Below are 19,255 nucleotides of genomic sequence, written 5' to 3'. Positions count from 1 at the left end.
AGAAAATCTGGTGATAAAGGCGAGTGTATGCTTTCGAAGCAGCTTTCTGTAAGAAAGCTTTTAGCCCCGCTTCTTCAGGTTATTTCTGTCCTCTACGTTCTCGTGTAAATGTTTAGTCCAATTTATATAGATAGCTATTACGCATATCTTTATATATTTTAAAACAACAAGAGGTTGATTGAAAGCCATGGTTATGGCTCTCAATCAACCTCTTCATTGGTAAAACATTTAGCTGACAACTAATTCAAGAAATATCTTGATTAAGTTACCCGCGACTACGTCCCATCGAACGGAAGATCAAGCTTACGATGGCTACAAGAACGATCGCACCAATCAATGCAGGTACAATGTAGAATCCGCCCATCTCAGGACCCATATCTCCCAAGATTACTCCACCTAACCATCCACCGATGAAACCAGCAATGATGTTACCAATAACACCACCTGGAATGTCACGACCAACGATCAAACCTGCCAACCAACCAATGATACCACCGATAATTAATGACCATAACCAACCCATATCATTCACCTCTAATTAAAGTTTTTGTTGTTGTCTGTCTACTATTAACCGCTACAGAAGCATTTAAACAATTGGCATAAAAATTTTTGCATATTACCTTTTGTCCCCATGCATCTTTCTCTGCAAAAAAAGCCTTAGTCAGGTATGGAAACAGATCGCGTTACTTTCCGGCATCTCACCAGCTCAGGGCTGTGTTATGTACCTCCCGAAAGTCATTGTATGTTAGAGCAGACAAGGTTAGTATCACCAATTGAGGTAGGATTATTTATAAAATTGCGTCATATTATAGGATGGATGGGTCAGGTCAAATCAATAAAAGCCTGCACGGCCCTTTCCTGGCTGCGCCAGCCAAGTATGTTTGTGACTCTTGTCCAGCTCGCCCCGCATCGACTGAATGACTTTCACAATGTCTGTCTGTCCATTCTGATGCCATTCCAGCGCAACGCTCACATACAACTCACCCAGCTGCGCAAGAGAAAACGTGTCGGTCAGACGTGCAGCTTCAATTGTTCCTTCTTCACCAGCAAATATGGTGAAGCCCCGCTGGCGCAAATATTGCAGGCGCAGCGCTTCATCTGGCAGCGGAATTTCGTAAGCTCGGTCAAACCGTCCAGCTCGGTTCATGAGGCCCGGATCTATTTTCTCCGGATAATTCGTTGTCCCTATCAGGAAAATGCCTTCTTTTGACGTAGCTCCATCCAGTGTATTCAGGAAAAAGGAACGGACTTCATCCGGCATCGAATCGATGTCCTCAATGATCAGTACCATCGGTGCCAACCGCTTGGCAGCCTCGAACACTTCACGCACCGATTCACTGTTGGTATACTCCGTAATCTGCCAATACGCGGCCGGGCCCGGGATACTTCCCGCAATGGATTTCACCAACGTGGTCTTACCATTCCCTGGATGCCCATACAATAAAATGCCCCGTTTGTACGGAATATCGTAATCTCTGTAAAAAGAACGATCCGCTTCGAAGAACTGATCCAGTGAGCGGAAAATATCCTGCTTGATCTGTGCCGAGAGAACAACATCCTCTCGTCCCACGGAGCGAGTGATGGATTCCACATGGCGATCGCTGCCATTCCGGGCATCGGTATACACCGTTACTTTTTTCATATTTTGCTGACGTTCCCGTTCCCGGACACTTCCCAGAAATTGCTTCATCTCCTCATCACCGACGGCAAAGACAAAGTCTTCACTGTAGATCCCGTTCTCTCGGAAAAACGGAACCCGCACAAGTGCTACGCCCCATTTCGGATAAGCAAATACGTTATTGCGAATGGAGTAATGCACACCATAAGTGGGTATATCTCCATCATCGTCGTAGTGCAACGTCTGAAGCTCCAGATCCTCGAATATACGGGCTACCAATTCCACTTCGTCACTCCCATTTTGCAGGTCTTCCCGGAGTAACTCCCAGTATTCATTGTTCGGGTCAGAACTGGCATAAAGCTTGTACTCAACTCCATAGCGCTGAAGGAGCGCCTCACTGATTCCACGAATCAGCCTTGAATAGATGGCGTATCCTTCCACTCGAATTCGGGTATCATGTTGTTCGTCATAGGTATAGATCGCCTGGGTTGGATCTGTTTGTTTTTCGTTTATTGTCATTATTTCGCTCCCTTTACCGCTACAAGCGGTTTGCATTTGGCTACAACTTGAGCCAGGCCTGCGCCTGTAACACTGTCTATAATTTCATCTACATTTTTATAAGCCTGAGGTGATTCATCAATAATGGATTCAAGTGAGCGTTGGTTTACCACGATCTCATCTTCTGTACCCACACCCAGTGCCGTAGCAAAATCTTCCACGCTAATCAATCGTTTTGTTGCCGTCCGTGAACGGATGCGACCCGCACCGTGACATATTGAATAATAATTATCAGCACCCTGCGGCTGACCTACCATGATATATGATGCAGTTCCCATGGAACCGGGAATAAGCGCCGGATGCCCTGTTGCCAGATAAGGCTTTGGATTGTCCGGGTGACCTGCTGGCAACGCACGTGTCGCCCCTTTGCGATGCACAAAAACGGAACCTTGGTCTGCATGGGATTCCTCCCAGGCATAGTTGTGCATCAGATCGTATAACGTACGGAATTCACATTTGGAGCCAAACACATCCCGGAATGCTTCGCGAATAGCATACGCAATCAGGTGCCGATTGACAACAGCGTAATTCAATGCAGAATACATCATGTTCACATAATGACGACCTTCCGCATGCTCCAGTGGAGCAAATACCAGTCTGGGATCGGATGTACCCAGGTTAAGCCGCTGCATGACTTTGGCAATCGCTGACGAGCTCGTCTGACTTACATAACCACCCCATGCACGAGAGCCGGAATGAATCATGACCACGATCTGTCCATCATACAATCCCCAAGCTTCAGCGATTTCACGATTCTCTTCAGCGATCTCAATCGCCTGGATCTCGGCAAAATGATTTCCCCCACCCAGTGTTCCGAGCTGACGATGCGAACGATGCCATGTCATATCAGGAACGTGGTTTAACACGTCCTCATCGTAACTGAACTTACTGCTTTCCACATGTGTCATCGCGGTTGATTTTTTCGGTGTATAGCTGTCCGGAACATACTTTTTGGGTAAACCATGCAGTCCTTTACGAACAATATGCTCCAGTCTTATATCCGAGTAATGACCTCGCTGGTTCGCCTCCATCGGCAATACTTTCTCAATGGCCTTGACGAGTTTACGGCGGAGCTTGATGTCTTTCAATTCGTCCTTGTGCAAGTTTGTCATATTCACTCGCATGCCACAGCCGATATCACTGCCCACGATGGAGGGAGAAACGTATCCGCTCTGCGCATCCCACACGGCTGTCGTTCCAATGCATGTACCTACACCGACGTGTACGTCTGGCGTGTAACTCATATAAGAGATTCCCGGAATCTGCAGATTATTGTTTGCCATCTCGAATACCTTGTAATCAAGCGAGGAGAAGAGCTGTTGCGCCGCATATACGGTTAGGTCGCCTGCAGGCAATTTTACTTCATGCCGGTAGCCACCTGCGATTTCATTTGGATTAGTAAATAAATTAAATTCTGTATTCATAAAAGTGTATAATTCCTTCCTGTACGTTCAGCAAATTCGGTTTGCTGATTCATCTGTAAAATAAATATAAAAAAAGCCATAGGCTAGTCGCCCATGACTTCTACTGAATGACAATAACGGAGAACAGAGCAGCATAAACATGCTGTGTGTCTGTCATCCATCGCTAGAATATAAGCGAAGAACGCATATCGATTATAAAAACCGCTAAACGATATGCCTATCCCCTATGTCGACCGTATGAGGCCAATGAAACGATGAGCCGGATATGCTATTGTGTCTACGTTGCGCTCTGTTTGAATCAAATCATAACCAAGCATCATGTCTCTCGGCCTCCCTTCGTTAATGTTAGTCTTATATTAAGGGGACTAGAATTCATGTGTCAACCCTTTTCTTGGAAATTGTACCCTGTTGCATATTGCATATGTAAACAAAACAGGAGATTGTCATAGGACAATCTCCTGTTTTCCAAATAATAATGATGTTGTTAGCGTAACATGATTATTACAATCCTGCTTGTTTTTCCAACTCTTCAACCGGATTTTCGTCTTCTTTTTCAGGAACTTTGGAAGACAGGAACCAACCACATACCGCAATGGTGATCAGTACAATATAGAATCCGAATTTCCAAATTTTATTTTCCGGGAAATGCTCATCCAGAACACCCAATGAAGGGTGCGCGAGTGTAATAACTGCCAGCTTGACCCCTACCCAACCTACGATGACAAAGGCCGCAACTTCAAGTCCTGGACGGGAATGAAGCAATTTTACAAAGTATGAGGCTGCAAAACGCATGATCACAAGCCCGATGAACCCACCGAGGAAGATAACGATAAACTGTCCACCGTCGAGTCCGCCGATTGCAGGCAATCCACTTGGTGGCAACGCCACGGCCAAAGCAACAGCAGCCAGAATGGAATCAACTGCAAATGCGATATCCGCTACTTCGACCTTGAAAACGGTCATCCAGAAACCGGATTGTTTTTTCGGTTTCTTAGGCGTTGAATCAGCTGCTTCATCTGTCTTATTGCGACTACCCAGTATCTTTTTAACGATGTGGTTAATCGAAATGTACAGGAGATACAAGGCACCGATCGCTTGCACCTGCCATACATCGACGAGGAAAGAGATCAGGAACAACGAACCTAAACGGAAAACAAATGCACCCATCAAACCATAGAACAACGCTTTTTTGCGCTTATCTTCAGGCAAGTGTTTAACCATGATTGCGAGTACCAATGCATTATCTGCTGCGAGTAATCCTTCAAGGACCACTAAGACAGCAAGCACCCACCCATATTCTAATAATAATGAAACATCCAACATTGACTCCTCCTTAATATTCTTATGATGTACAAAAAAAAGGACCTTTACCATCACTGGTAAGGTCCTTTTATATCCACAAAAAGAGACCTTTACCGAGCATGAAAACTTGGTAAAGGTCTCGCTAACAACAAAATTGCTGCCAATAAAGCCGGGGATATGATCCCGAATTGACGACTTTACTGTAAAAGCTACTCCCCTTTAACAGGAATATGTAGTTTTAGTTGGAACGGGTTGTTTAACCTGTACTCATCATATTTCATAACGTTAAATAAAGTCAAGCTTTATTTAGTTGACGATACAGCTTACGGAATACGACAACATCGTAGATCATATTCCCCAGTGGAATGAAAGAAACAAAGAACAGCGCAATTGGACGGCGCAGACGCCATTTCTGTGAGGTGTACATAGTCACCATAAATAACAAATACATTAAAAACAAAAAACCGTACAGATTCCCAAACCATGTGACAGCCTGTGGCATAACCCCGGCATCTCTCAACGGAAAAGCAACAAACAGTAGCAACACGTACGAAATGCCCTGCAACCACAACATCAGCCGGAAGCGCCCCAGCGTAGAATGTAACATTATTTTCCTCCTGCTTTTATACATGTAACGAATTCAATTGTTCCCGTACAGTATATCACAAAAGCTGAATATCTCGCTTAATGCCATGCAGCAGATTTTTTCCTGCATACTTATATGGGTGGTTCATCTACCATTTCGCAGGAGCCAAATGCATTAACTTCTCATAAGATATATGACGAAGATTGTTACAGATGTCGGACAAGGAGGAGCCTGATCATGAAAATAGCTATGGTTGCACCCGAGAAATTGCCTTTGCCCGGTAATGGTTCCGTGGAAATCTGTATCCTGGGCATCGCTCGTGAACTAGCCCATCGCCATCAGGTGACCATTATAAGTCGTCAAATGCAAGGTCTCGCCGCCACAGAACAGATCGACGGGATCACCATTCAACGTGTCCCTGCATCGAGTCCTGTCATGTACACCAAAGCAGTCATACGTTTGTTATCCAAACAACCCTATGATGTAATTCAAGTGGATAACAGGCCACGAAGTATGGCTACCATCAAACGAGCTTTTCCACACACTCCCGTTGTACTCTATCTTCATTCGTTAACATTTGCTCAGCCCGGACCTTCCAAACTCACATTAATGAAAAAAGCTGATTGGATTGCCGTCAATAGCAAATCCCTCAGACAAAGGTTAGGCCGCAGATTTCCGTTGGTAAAACACCGGATGAGTGTTATTCCATTGGGTGCAGATCTAAGCCGCTTCAGACCTGTTGAATCCAGCGAAGAACAGATTCATCTGCGTACACAATTTGGAGTAACTAAACCATTCTCTATTCTGTATGTCGGCAGGCTGATCCCTGGAAAAGGTGTAGACGTATTAATTCGTGCGACTGCCCTCCTTCAGCAACAGATGCCTGTTCAACTGGTTGTTGCAGGCAAAGGACCTCCGTATTACATGCGTAAACTTCGTGAACTTGCCCAAAAACAAAAAGTCCATGTTTCCTTCCGTGGTCAGATAAACCATGAGCATATCGATCAGTTGTATCGGGCAGTCGATTGTCTGGTCTGTCCGTCTCAAGAACATGAAGCTTTTGGCCTGGTTAATGTTGAGGCGATGGCTTCAGGATTACCCGTCATTGCTTCGGATAACGGAGGTATTCGTGAGATTATTGAATCAGGTATCAATGGATACCTTGTCACTGCTTATAAGCGTCCCCAACGTTTCACCTCTTACCTGTACAAACTTGCAAGCAATCCCACTTTTGCCGAGATGTTAGGGAAAGCTGGCCGCGACAGCGCAAGGGCACATTTCAGTTGGGCAAGAACAGCCATGCATCTGGAAGCGACCTATACCAGGCTCATCCGTAAATGAGCCTTTCTTCTGTTAGGATGATCAAGCTTTTTCACGAAATTGCCATCCCTTAATCAAAGAATCCATCTGCGGAACAGGGATGTGACTCATCTCAATTAACTCCATAATAACCATATCTCTCATCATGAATCGTACTTTGGCACACGTGAGTTGGTGAAATACATCGTAGAATGCCTTCCCGGTCCAACATCCATGAGGTACGACAAGTGGATCATTAACGATATAACCTACGGCTCCAATCGGGGGAATAACAACCTTAATCGCTTGATGATCGAAACGATTATCTGGATCTTTGACGAGATACACGGTATCCCCCACTTGTAAAACCTGTACTCCATGGTAGTGGTCCATCCCATACATAGCTGCGAATAATTTGGTGCTCATATTACTTGCTCCTTCTCTTGTAATTCTCCATGATTAAATTTTTTACAATGATACATCCGTTTCATAATGTTCCAACCACTCGACAAGTTGCCTGCGTATCTCTCTACGAAACTCACGAGGTTCAAGTACTTCTGCCTCGGGTCCAAATTGATACAACCATTTCAAAAATTCTCTGCTGCTATTCAGTGTCACTTCAAATAACAATCCCCCATCCGACATATTTGTCATTCGCGGGCGAACAAACATTTCTTCTTCTTTTATGTAGGGGGCCACTTTCTCAGAGAATCTTACCTTGAAATGGATATTTTCGTCACCACGGTCAATAGACCATGTGTTCTTCATGTACTGCGTTATGTTGAAATCACCCTTGTCAAAACCGGCATTTGTTCGTGTCACATCCAAAAAACGGCTGATCCGAAACAATCGAACTTTTTGCAGCAAATGGCAGTATCCGATCAAATAAAAACGTTGATCACGTGGAATGAGATAATAGGGATCGATATTCCGGACTGTGATCTCATTTCTTGTCAGCGTATGATATTGAGTACGAATGGTTTGCTGGCTTAGAATAGATTCGATAATGGGAATCAGCAGATTCGGGTCTTTTCCTTCCTCACGATAAGCTGGCGTGCCCATCCGAATAATTCCCGCAATATTCTCTACAATGTCACTGTTTCTTGATTTTAATTTGGTATGAGCCGACATGACCTTATCAAACGCTGAATCGAACTCAGCAGGTAACTTGGAGGTATCAACTACGGACGGAAGCATGGAGAAGACCATCGCTTCCTGTTCAGTAAAATCTAATGGATACATCGCAAACTCACCAATAAATCGGTAACCCTTGCCGTATCCTTCATTCATAATCGGGGCAACCCTATCCAAAATCCGGAGATCACGATAAATCGTGCGTACAGTCGTACCGCATTTCAGCGCCAACTCCTTGGCCGAAATTCCAGGATTTGCTTGTATAGCCTGAAGTATACGCAGCAGACGAATTAATTTCTCTGTCATGTAGTTTCTCCCCTTCGATATTTTATCGGCAAGGAAAACTAGTTCCTTTAGTACAGAACTAAATCTTTAGTCCCAATGTTATTTTTCGCAATTTCACCATTTTTGTATAGTCCAATTGCACTCTTACCCTCTTTTAATATACATTCTCTTACTTGCTTGCGTAAAACATTAACCCAAAAGACCTTAAACCTAAGCCTGAAAGCCTATACAATTTTCTAAAAATAATACAAAAAAAGCCCTGATCTCTACAAAGAGACAAGGCTTTTCTCGGAATTACTGGTTATGCAACTGTAATAATTGATTCATCACATTTGCCATATGCTCACAGAGTTCAGCAATGTCCCCCATCTGGTCTTCATTCACACTGCGGTCAAAATAAACGTGAGCCGTGACGTTATACATGATTGGCTGTTCATCAAAGATATATCGGATGTTCTGGCTCATCCTCTGCTCAGGCCAGCTCTTCTGTAATATCGGACGAATAACCAAGCACTGCTTCTCAGGTTCCTTCACAACCATACTAAACCGTAGTTCCAAGCGGCAACCTGGATTCGCACCAGGCGTCTCCAGGATCTCCGCTGCAAGCTCCTCAAGGGAACTACTTAATACAACTTCCCCTGTTACTTCCGGGCGATCCCTGAGACAGAATTGTAATGTGAACTCTCTGGACATCACCGCCATCTCCAGCCGATCTTTACGTCCCGTAATCTGAATACGTTCGTCAAGGTTATCCATATCATAAAGATAATTCTCAAACCCGACTTTCAGATTGTCATACACCGTTGGATCAAACATTGAAATATACCTACTTTCTAACCCTTTAACATGTATTGTAGTACATTCTCATTTTTCATGCGAACGATGTGCCTATTGAACTCTCTTGCTCGGAAAATAAAAAAAGCCCAGTCACGAGGACTGGGCTTTGGTTAAGCATGAGATCTGGCAAGATCCCTGAGCTTCGCTTATTCTTCTGTAGCTTTTTCTTCAGCTGCCGGTTCAGCTTCCTCAGCAGAAGCTGTTGGCTCTTCCTCAGCCGCTTGTGGCGGCATGACGGACGCGATGATGGACTCAGGTGATGTTATGAGTGTCAAACCTTTATCCAGTTTGATATCCGCAGCAGTCAAGCGATCACCAATGTCCAACCCGCTGACATCCACCTCAATGGACGTTGGCAGATCCGCAGGCAATCCTTCTACTTCCAGCTGTGTCTCCTGTGTCTGGAATACACCGCCAGCTTTCGAGCCGGCCGCTGTTCCCTGGAAGTCGATCGATACACTTACGCTGATCGGTTTGTTCTTGGAAATTTGCAGAAAGTCCACATGCAGCAAACGTCCGTTACGCTCTTGCTGATCCTTGATCAGCACCGGAACCGTTTTACCGCCCTCCACATTCAGGTTGAACATTTCGGAGCGGCCTGTGCGTGCCACTTTCAGCATTTCTTTTTCATCTACATGTATTGAAGCACCTTCAAGTCCCGGGCCGTAAACGACTGCGGGAACTCGTCCGCCCTGTCTTAACAGGCGCAGTGCTGCACCTTTCTTTTCCGTTCTTGGCGTTGCTGTAAGTTGAGCCATTTTTCCGTTGGATTTCATGATTGAACATCCTCCTTCAAGGGATCACTACATTATATTTGTTGGAAAGCGCTGAGGCTTATCTCATAGACCATGATGGTCTTTTTTCCTTTGGCCGAATCGTGGGCCATATCTATATTTACCCCAATGATAGAGGATCTCAAACACGAAACAGGACAATTAATTATTTTTTGGCAAGTTATGCAGCTTACAATCAGACCAAAAAAGCAGTCGGAATCTCTTCCAACTGCTGGTTTAACAAGGTTTTGACGAACTACATTCGACGTTATACATAAAGAAACTATGCGCTATTACGATCCTCTGTTTTTTCGCTTTCACGAATGATCTGCATCTCGTCTGATCCACTACGAACAATAATGTGTACATCCCCGTCTTCAGGTACAATATCCACGTAACGGTCTCCGCACGTATCTTTAGCTTCCCATTCGTTCAATCGAATGATCAATCCCAGGTGATGCAGACCCGGAGCAACGCGGAAGCGGGCTTCGGCGGCATTTCCGACTTGTTCCAGCCGTACTGCTCCGTCTTCCATACCTGTGCCCCATACCCAGACATCCCAACCTTCATAATGCTGGTCTTCACGTTCGTATCGAAGCGTGACCGTTCGCGAAATCTGTTTATGAATCGTCACGGCAAGAGTTGCCCGAATTCCTCCAGCTTCAGCAATAATATGGGTTACTCCAGGTGTCATCGCACGTACGATCCCTGCTGCACTCACCGCTGCAAGTTCTGGATGAGAAGAGCTCCAGCGTACATTCGAATCCTGAAGCGGCTGCCCAAACTGATCAAGGACCAAGGCACGGAAGCGACTGATTCGAGTCATGTACATGACTGGTTCGCCCACAATCTCGATTCGTTCAGCATGACGATAATCCACTTGTAACATACAGCTTGCCGTTATGTCCCCACATTGGACTGTAATCGAAGCTTCCCCTCGTTCCAGTGCATGGATTGTACCATTAGGCTGGATCTGAATAATATCCGGATCAGAAGAAGTCCAGGTAACTGGAGCTTTTTCTACCACATTGCCAATGCTGTCCCGTACGATCGCTCGCAGTTGAGTGGTCTCCTTCGGACTATATACCTGGCGAGGAAAACTAATCTCCACTGTTGATGGTTCAGCGCCTCCAGCATGCTCTGTGTCATACAGTACCATTAAAGACCATCGTTCTACCTGAACAGTACCACGAACAGTCTCGATCACGTCTGTGCCTGCTTGATGATCATTAACTACAACATGCCAGTCCCCTTCCCTCAGGTCGACATGCTGCTCATGTTCCGTTCCGTTATAGATGACCATAATCTGATTCCAGGTGTCCTGATTCGCACCATCCTGAAGTATAAAGGCAACTACATTGCCATCCGCACGAATAACACGAAGGTGATTTCGTACCTGTTCAGCATCAATCATACGAAAAGCGGGATGTGTTCGCCGCAAATGAATAAGACCACGATAGTAGTCGAACACCGGTCTGAACCGTGATTTGTTGGCCCATGTGATGGCGTTCACTGTATCCCCGCTCCGATAACTGTTATGATCACCGGCTTTGGATCTGAGCATCTCATCCCCTGAATGCAGAAACGGAATTCCCTGAGAAGTAAGCAGAATGCCGGAAGACAGTAAAGAACGACGAACCATCTCATGATTCAAAACATCATCTGCATCCACATACCGATATGGATCTGCTGCTTTTACCGCCGACTCAGCACTTCCGCCTCCCACCGGCTGTCCGTCCTTCCATACGGGAAATCCTAATTCATGTCTAAGGTTCATTGTTGTCGCAATTTTATCCCACAGATTGAGATTGTCATGGGCAGTTACATAGTTGACAACTTCCACAGGTGAAGATGTGAAATCATCCAATGCTCCTGCTAATCCCCTAATAAGCTCATATTCCTGCCCTCCGGCACCCGTGACAAACCCTCTGCCACTGCCATCACTATCGCCCTTGATTGCACTGCGAAAATGATCATTAAATACAGCAAATCCCTGACCTCGCTGGGTTCCTTTTAATGTTTTGCGGTCCAAAGGTGAGTCTCCACCCATCCAGGGTTCCCCATAGATCAGAAACGCCGGATCGATCTGCTCCCGCAATTCACGTGTCAATTCATTCATCGTTTCCGTATCAATCAGGGCCATGAGGTCAAATCGAAATCCGTCCACATGATATTCTTCTGCCCAATATCGGAGAGAATCCAAAATATATTTTCGCACCATTGGACGTTCTGTCGCCAATTCATTGCCTACACCAGAACCATTACTGAGAGTACCATCCTCCCGATAACGGTAATAATAGCCTGGTACAATCCGTTCAAAAGGTCCCTCTGCCACGCTATACGTGTGATTATAGACAACATCAAGTACAACGCGAATGCCTTGTCTGTGCAGCGATTGAACGAGTGATTTGAGCTCCCGAATTCGAACTGCAGGATCACGAGGATCTGTCGCATACGAACCTTCGGGAACGTTATAATGCTGGGGATCATATCCCCAGTTGTATGGTGCTCTGACATTTGAACCCACTTCTGTTGCAGCGAGTTCATTCACCGTCTGATAATCCGCCACAGGCAGAAGATGTACATGAGTGACTCCCAGTTCGGCAAGATGGTCTACGCCAATACTATTGCCTGCTCTATCCGTCAGACCGGATGCCGTGAATGCCAGATATTTTCCCTTATACGGAATGTCTGCATGTGGGTCTGAGGAGAAATCACGGACATGCAACTCATATAACACGGCATCAACAGGACGCAGAAAAGCAGGTTTGACATCCAGGTCCCAATCGAATGGATTGGTGGTCTCCGGATCTATAATAGCCGTTCGTTGCCCATTAGCCGTTACCGCTCTGGCATAAGGATCAACAACCACTTCAATCCGCTGATTATCATGGATAATTCGGTACATATAATAATGTCCTGCCCAATCGCCGCTGAGCTTCAGACTCCATATTCCGTCCGCATCGCGCGTCAGAGCATGTTCCTGCCCATTTTCATGATCTTGTACTTTACCATCCTCGTTGTAGTGCCCTTCATCGTCAAAAACCAATATATAAACCCGTTGTGCCGTAGGTGCCCACAATTTAAAAGTACTTGCTGCACGAGTATATGTTAAGCCAAGATCGTTGCCTTCGTAACGAAAAGAAGTCCATTCCGGCATCGTTCCCACCGCCTTTATATCCATTGATTTCGTGTTGTCCCGATGTTACGGAGCGGGACGTGTTTTGTCAACCCGGGGTTGTCTGTACTCATCATATCGGTCCAATTTGCGTATTCAATTAGCAATCGCTTTCAAAATATAGGATATGAAAACAAGCGCCATAGATTGACAGCATTTGTACCTGTCCTGACAAAAAAAGTTTGGAATATACAAGAATAAATTACAGAAGGTCATTTGGTTTCCAAACAAAGCTATACTTAACTACACATTGAGCTGGCGGATGTTCTAGTACTTCCGAGTATAAGAAACTCCTATTATGGTCGAGCCATCCTCTTTAACTCTACAAAAAATCGCCCTTCCGATTGGAAGGGCGACTCATTTTCATTTTTCACCCAAGCTATAGGAAATTGGACATGCCCTTGTAAGCACTCATTCTCTTTCTAGCACACTACATTTCCTTGCCTGGCAAGTAGGGTCGATCAGGAATTGGAATACATCACCGTTATGGATAGCCCGTTCACATTTACCTGTCCGTCCTGTACGGTGCGTATCGTATCAACGCCTGCTTGTCCTTTCTCTACAATTACATCCCATGTTCCTGTGGGAACTGAGATGTCAAGGTTTTCCTTTGCCCCGTTATAGATCACAACAATGCGCTCCCACGAATCGCTGGCTGCTGTACCGTTCAGTTCATAGGCTAGCAGCCCATTGCCATTTTCGATTAGACGAACATGCTTCTCGATCTCTTCCCGTGTACGAAACCGAAATACTGGATGCTCTCGCCGAAGACGGATCAGCCCACGATAATAATCAAATACCGGCTTGAACAGCTGTTTTTGCTCCCAATGTATGGCATTGACTGCGTCCCCACTCTGATGGCTGTTGGCATCCCCATATTTGCTGCGAAGCAGCTCATCTCCAGCCGCGATCAGGGGAACACCCTGGGAGGTTAGAACGATACCATTGGCAAGCAGACAACGCCTAACGGTCTCATTCTCCAGAATGTGTTCCGGATCAATCTGTAGGTAAGGCTTAGCCTTCTCTACTCCCTCTTCCACACTTTCGCAACCACGAATACGTCCATCATCGTTATAGGTGAGGAAATTCAATGTATCGTGGAGTCCTTGTGTACGTGCGACTTTGTCCCACAGGTTGAGATTATCGTGCACCGTTACATAGTTGATCGTCTCGGATGGACCATCCGTAAAATCCTGAATGGCTCCCCGGACGCCAGTCCACAATTCGTCTTCTTTCCCATCCGCCCCCGTCGCAAATCCCGTACCCATTCCATCGCTGTCTCCCTTGATCACTCCGCGGAAATTATCGTTAAACACAGCAAAACCCGCCCCGCGTTGCGTTCCTTTTAGGGTCATATCATCCCCAAGCGGCGAATCCAGTGCGCCCCATGGTTCACCATATAACAATATGGAAGGTGACACTTCGGTGTGTAATTCCGCTGCAAGCTGTTTCATCGTAGTGGTGTCGATCAGGCCCATCAGATCAAAGCGAAAACCGTCCACATGGTACTCCTCTGCCCAGTAGCGGACCGAGTCGATGATAAACTTGCGAACCATGGTGCGTTCAGTAGCCACCTCATTGCCTGTACCTGAACCATTGCTATAGGTTCCATCGGCGTTTTGACGATAGTAGTACCCTGGTACAAGTTTTTCAAAAGAGCTTCCTGCCGTATCAAACGTATGATTATATACCACATCCATAATGACACCTATTCCCTTGTTATGAAGGGCAAGCACCATGGATTTGAACTCACGGATTCGTGTCTCCGGGTCATCTGCACGTGATGCATAGGAACCTTCCGGGACATTATAATGGAGCGGGTCATATCCCCAGTTATAGTTGGAGGCATCCGTCGTATCACCATCTACTCTGGATTCATCCACCGTCACAAAATCAAACACGGGGAGCAAATGCACATGGGTAATCCCGAGTTCAACCAAATGATCAATCCCCAGTGTGTTGCCCTCCGAATCACGCAGACCCGTCTCGGTGAAAGCCATGTATTTGCCTTTATTCGTTATACCAGAGGATGGATGAATGGAAAAATCACGTACATGCAGTTCGTACAAGACTGCATCTACAGGACTGGTCAATTGCGGGCGAATATCCTCACCCCATCCATTCGGATGTGTCTGCTCCATCCTCACAATTACACCCATTTCTCCATTCATGGTCACTGCTCGTGCATAAGGATCTACAGCATGGGTTGAATGTCCATCTTCGAAAGTAGGCTTGTACATGTAACGGTAGCTACTTAAATCACCCTCCAGTTCCAGAACCCAGATGCCTTGTTCTTTCTTTTGCATAGGTAACGTCTGCTGTTTCCGTTGATTGGGCTCTTCCTCCGGGGTTCCCCCTGTCAAAGGTGGATACAAAAGTAGTTCCATCTGAGCAGCTAACGGTGACCAAACCTTGAAGTGACAGGTTTGTGCTTCTAAGGTGACACCTAAATCTCTTCCTTTGTATGTATCTTCTGAAATCAATAGTTCCTGCTTATCCTCTTCAATCATGTGTGTTGTTCCCCTCTCGTTGAGAAAATTGATGAACATGGATGGTACGAGTGCTCCTTACCCTTTATACCCGTTCTGCTGCCCAACCATAATCCGAATTACACAAAAGAAGACAAACGTCATGTAGATTCACATTACGCCTGCCTTCTTTATGGGTAAACGATATCTCTCTAATGCGGTACCTGGGATTGGAAATCATTCCGGCTGGATTGATCCGCGTGGTACAAAACCACGTCCCCATCTTTCATCGGCCAGCTTCTTCCCTGACCATCTACCGGGCTGTTATCGAAACCTTCCATTTGCCACTGATTCATCAACGGTGCATGAATATATTGCAGATGCGGTGCATTCGTATTGCCACTGCGCAAAGTTTCGATGTTGAAGTTCACTACAATGTAACCGTCCCTCAGAAATACCGTTGCCTTGTCATCCAAACGATTTTGTCTGGCAAGCGATTCGAGATCGGTTCCTTTGGGCACTGCATATACATCCGCTGGCAAGCTATATTCCCCATACCAGCGCTGAATCGCTGCATTCGCCCGATCCACATTAACACTGGAGGGAATATCTGTTTTTGGGCCAATGAGTGTACGGATCTGTGAAGGAAGAATCATCCAGGCATAACGACCTATCCACGTTTTATGATGAGAGGTCTGATCCACAAATCGAACCATATGTTCGGCCAATGTACCCTGATTGCGTTCCTCCTCCGACAGTTCATAAGTATACTGATAACGTGCTGTATCACCTAACTCCGTAACGGGGACATTCCGCAACCGTGAGTTCAGGACAACAAAGCGTTTTTCTAAATCTTGTGCCGATCCGATACGAATGAGTCGTTCCTGTCCTCGATGGTAGTACAAATCCACTTCTTGCCGGGTGGTGCCATCTTTACTCACAAAAGAGAACGTCGGCGTGATTCGGATACCATCCTGTTTCCCAAACATATTACCCTTGGTCTTCAGATCAAACTTGAAATGGTAACCCGTCTTCACTGCAGCATTTCGGAAACCCTGTACCGGATGACTGCCTGGACGAATAGGCAGGACATAGGGAGCCAAATTACCTCGGGGATACCCGTCGATACTGTTTCCACCGGTCCAGTAGCTCACACCCGTTGGTTCGGGGCTGCCCACCCGCTTGCGGAATACATTCTCCCAGTTGTAGTCTGAAATGTCGGTGATGTGAAAATCATACAACCGTCCGATAACCTCTACAGCAACGGTATCTGCTGCGGCATGATGGGTCAGATTTGTGTTGGCATCCTGTTGTTCTGTAAAGTTTACAGGTGCATTTTCGGCAATATTACGAAACTCAATCTGGTAATTTCCTTCATCTACCCATACAGGAAGATAAAAAGGGGTGTCCAACTGATTTACCGGAATATCCACCCATGTCATGGCCGGAATAAATTGGCTTTTGGCAGCATTATAAACATCGAATGGAAAACGAACCTGTTTGATCCGGAAATATTTCGAATAATCATGGTTTCCATACCCAGGATAACTTGCTACATCCAGATGCTGCCCTGAGGTTGGGATTCGTACAATAAACGGACGCTCTAAAATAAGTGCAGCTCTGGTCGGATCAGGCGTGGTCTTCTGGTTATGCGGCTGATCATCTGACACCCAGGCATAGTTTACAACTGGAGTATGTACTGTCACCGAATTAATGCCCAGAATGGGGAACTTCTGATCCTGCCCTCCGATAACATTGCCAGGGAGCAGTCCATACGTAATCTCACCCGTGGTTGGCTGGTTAGCTTTGTTCATCAATGTGTTTTTGATGGTCAGACGGTTTTGGTACAGAACATCTTCTTCGATCATGCCAGGCTGCGGGATCGCCCCAGGTCTTGGAGCGGTTTTCTCCAATGGGGCAGGATCCATAATTGTCGCTCCATTAAAGGTCACCTTGTCGTTATTAACAGTGTTCTCTCTAACCTTCGCTTCAGCTTCAGATTGAAACAATGACGTTTCATCCGGCGTAGGCGGTTCAGTGGAACCACCCGGAACCCCTCTGATGCCAAGATCAATTTCTTGACATGGCGCAGGTTTCACATGATTGGTAACCGCAGTATCCATAGCAGATTGCAGAGTCGGCGGTGTATATGCATTGGGCATCAGGGTCACGGTGTCACCATAACCGCCTAGTGCATAGTTAGATACTTTGGCCTCATTTAACTTGTATACTTCCAGGTTATCGATCTGCCAATAGCTATATGTCCTTGTTACTTGCATGGTTTTATCCCCAGGGACGTCAAGTTCTCTGGGCTCAGGAGGTGTTCCTGGATCCCCCTCACCACTAGACGCTCTTCCCGGAATCGTCCAGGTTTTATGATAAACCCTTTTCACAGGAACCGTGTAAGTCACCGTTCCTGTCATGTTAACCCAACGGTGCTGAAACAGATATTCCTTGGCCAAGACATTGGCATAGAGATCTTCCGAAGTCGGAATACCACGGGTAACATCGAACTTCTCAGATCCCCGATCATCTGCCTTCAACACACCTCGAAGAGATGGGTCTATAACCGATGCTTCGATAACCGTGCCTCTACTCGGCGGGCTGATGGTCACAGGGCAAGCGTTCGCAGGGTCGCCCCCCGGATCGCCATCATTACCACCTCCTCCATTATTGGTGCAGTCCTTCACCTCAAGCACCTGAGTCCCTTGTTCATCCAGTTGCTGAGCAGAATCAAGAAAATGAGCTTTTATGGTAGTGCTACCCACGATCCCTTTTGTCGTGATTTTTCCATCTGCACCGATTGTTGCCACAGCCGGATTTGAACTCTGCCACGTCAATTTAGGATGAGCCGTCAGTTTATGCACAGAGCGATCCGGTTTGGTTAGAACTGCTTCTGCCTGTAGAGGTGTCGTATTGGCTTTACAAGCATTCGGCAGATTCACCACGAGTCCTGGCTCAGACGTGACGGTTATGGTGGCGGTATCCGAGATCAGATATGTACCATTGTTCCAGATTGCACGCACAGTGACCGTGCCAGGACTTTCGGCCTTTAACATCCCTGTTTTGAGCTCTATACTCGCAATTGTCTCGTCAGAAGAAAACCATTTGATCTCTGCTTCTCTTCGGGATACGTCGATGCCCCCATTAAAATCTGTTTCGCCATAATGTCTTGTGCTAATATTGGCTTTCATTTGCTTTGTTTGTCCAATAGTCAAAACCGAATCCGGTGTTACATCGATTTCTTTTTCTTCAACCAGATCGCCTTCCCAAATGATGTCCATTGGTGTATGGTAGGCTACTATTTGCTTGAGACAACCTTGATTTGTTCTACCACCATTCTCATAATCATTCCACTCAGTTACTTGATGTGAGCCCCCTGTTTTGGTAATGATCTTTACGACAGTACTACCTTCTCTTATAACCGTAGTACCAACCCCAGTATAGAATAACTGCTTCACGCTTGTTTGATAATCTACACTCTTAATACGAACATTTTCTACCATTCGCTGTGTAATTCTTTGAGATTGAAACTCTGGCCAATGTTCAGCGGGCCACCTGGAAAAGTCCACTTCGTTAGGTATTTCTTTCTCAGCTGGGTACGGTCTAGAACATGAATTACTATTAAGGTTATCCGAGAAAGTTGGTCCGTTAGTGTGATCTGCCCTGAAGCTACCATTATCAAGCTGATACCAATAAACACCCGGATTCGCTACCCTTTCTAACGACTGTATTGTATTTGATATTTCTTGTTTCTTGGGTCCATACGAATCCGAGCTCGCAGCTTCTATAG

The 19,255-nt window shown here is 45.9% G+C and carries 13 protein-coding genes; 1 reads left to right on the top strand and 12 read right to left on the bottom strand.

What is annotated here, in order from left to right:
* Window positions 1–265: 265 nt before the first annotated feature.
* The 5 genes from FE296_RS07610 to FE296_RS07590 form a co-directional block, all read right to left on the bottom strand.
* Window positions 266–523 carry a GlsB/YeaQ/YmgE family stress response membrane protein gene (locus FE296_RS07610; protein WP_017686880.1) on the bottom strand — a complete coding sequence of 86 codons (258 nt, stop codon included), beginning with the start codon at window positions 521–523 and terminating at the stop codon, window positions 266–268.
* A 309-nt stretch (window positions 524–832) separates the two neighbouring features.
* Window positions 833–2,137, bottom strand: coding sequence for an ATP-binding protein (locus FE296_RS07605; protein WP_124115664.1), 1,305 nt, complete (start codon window positions 2,135–2,137; stop codon window positions 833–835).
* Entirely contained in the window at window positions 2,137–3,600 is a 1,464-nt protein-coding gene (locus FE296_RS07600) for an RtcB family protein (RefSeq protein WP_223868801.1), read from the bottom strand. The genes FE296_RS07605 and FE296_RS07600 overlap by 1 nt, the downstream gene beginning before the upstream one ends.
* 501 nt (window positions 3,601–4,101) lie before the next feature.
* A complete protein-coding gene (locus tag FE296_RS07595; protein ID WP_076212577.1) occupies window positions 4,102–4,920 on the bottom strand; it encodes a TerC family protein in 819 nt (272 codons plus the stop codon).
* A gap of 277 nt (window positions 4,921–5,197) precedes the next feature.
* A complete protein-coding gene (locus FE296_RS07590; RefSeq protein WP_036617062.1) occupies window positions 5,198–5,509 on the bottom strand; it encodes a DUF3817 domain-containing protein in 312 nt (103 codons plus the stop codon).
* Between the two features lie 216 nt (window positions 5,510–5,725).
* Here FE296_RS07590 and FE296_RS07585 point away from each other — a divergent pair, with 216 nt between their 5' ends.
* Window positions 5,726–6,829 carry a glycosyltransferase family 4 protein gene (locus tag FE296_RS07585; protein ID WP_150364636.1) on the top strand — a complete coding sequence of 368 codons (1,104 nt, stop codon included), beginning with the start codon at window positions 5,726–5,728 and terminating at the stop codon, window positions 6,827–6,829.
* Between the two features lie 21 nt (window positions 6,830–6,850).
* On the opposite strand, the gene FE296_RS07580 is transcribed toward FE296_RS07585, so the two are convergent.
* The 7 genes from FE296_RS07580 to FE296_RS07550 all read right to left on the bottom strand — a co-directional run bounded on the left by FE296_RS07580 (window position 6,851) and on the right by FE296_RS07550 (window position 18,968).
* Window positions 6,851–7,213 carry an HIRAN domain-containing protein gene (locus FE296_RS07580; RefSeq protein WP_150364635.1) on the bottom strand — a complete coding sequence of 121 codons (363 nt, stop codon included), beginning with the start codon at window positions 7,211–7,213 and terminating at the stop codon, window positions 6,851–6,853.
* Between the two features lie 42 nt (window positions 7,214–7,255).
* Window positions 7,256–8,227, bottom strand: a complete 972-nt coding sequence (locus tag FE296_RS07575; RefSeq protein WP_150364634.1) for a helix-turn-helix transcriptional regulator — start codon at window positions 8,225–8,227, stop codon at window positions 7,256–7,258.
* A 273-nt stretch (window positions 8,228–8,500) separates the two neighbouring features.
* Window positions 8,501–9,022, bottom strand: coding sequence for a hypothetical protein (locus FE296_RS07570; RefSeq protein ID WP_150364633.1), 522 nt, complete (start codon window positions 9,020–9,022; stop codon window positions 8,501–8,503).
* Between the two features lie 167 nt (window positions 9,023–9,189).
* Window positions 9,190–9,819 carry a 50S ribosomal protein L25 gene (locus FE296_RS07565; RefSeq protein WP_076212356.1) on the bottom strand — a complete coding sequence of 210 codons (630 nt, stop codon included), beginning with the start codon at window positions 9,817–9,819 and terminating at the stop codon, window positions 9,190–9,192.
* A 280-nt stretch (window positions 9,820–10,099) separates the two neighbouring features.
* Window positions 10,100–12,976 carry a type I pullulanase gene (gene pulA, locus FE296_RS07560; RefSeq protein ID WP_150364632.1) on the bottom strand — a complete coding sequence of 959 codons (2,877 nt, stop codon included), beginning with the start codon at window positions 12,974–12,976 and terminating at the stop codon, window positions 10,100–10,102.
* A 479-nt stretch (window positions 12,977–13,455) separates the two neighbouring features.
* Window positions 13,456–15,504, bottom strand: coding sequence for a type I pullulanase (gene pulA / locus FE296_RS07555; protein WP_150364631.1), 2,049 nt, complete (start codon window positions 15,502–15,504; stop codon window positions 13,456–13,458).
* Between the two features lie 170 nt (window positions 15,505–15,674).
* Window positions 15,675–18,968 (bottom strand): DUF5704 domain-containing protein, encoded by a 3,294-nt coding sequence (locus FE296_RS07550; protein ID WP_223868800.1) that lies wholly within the window; start codon window positions 18,966–18,968, stop codon window positions 15,675–15,677.
* Window positions 18,969–19,255: the final 287 nt, after the last annotated feature.

The organism is Paenibacillus sp. UASWS1643 (assembly GCF_008693195.1).
Lineage (GTDB): Bacteria > Bacillota > Bacilli > Paenibacillales > Paenibacillaceae > Paenibacillus > Paenibacillus amylolyticus_B.
The sequence above is the reverse complement of the archived record's forward strand: the minus strand, read 5'-3'. Positions and strand labels throughout refer to the sequence as shown.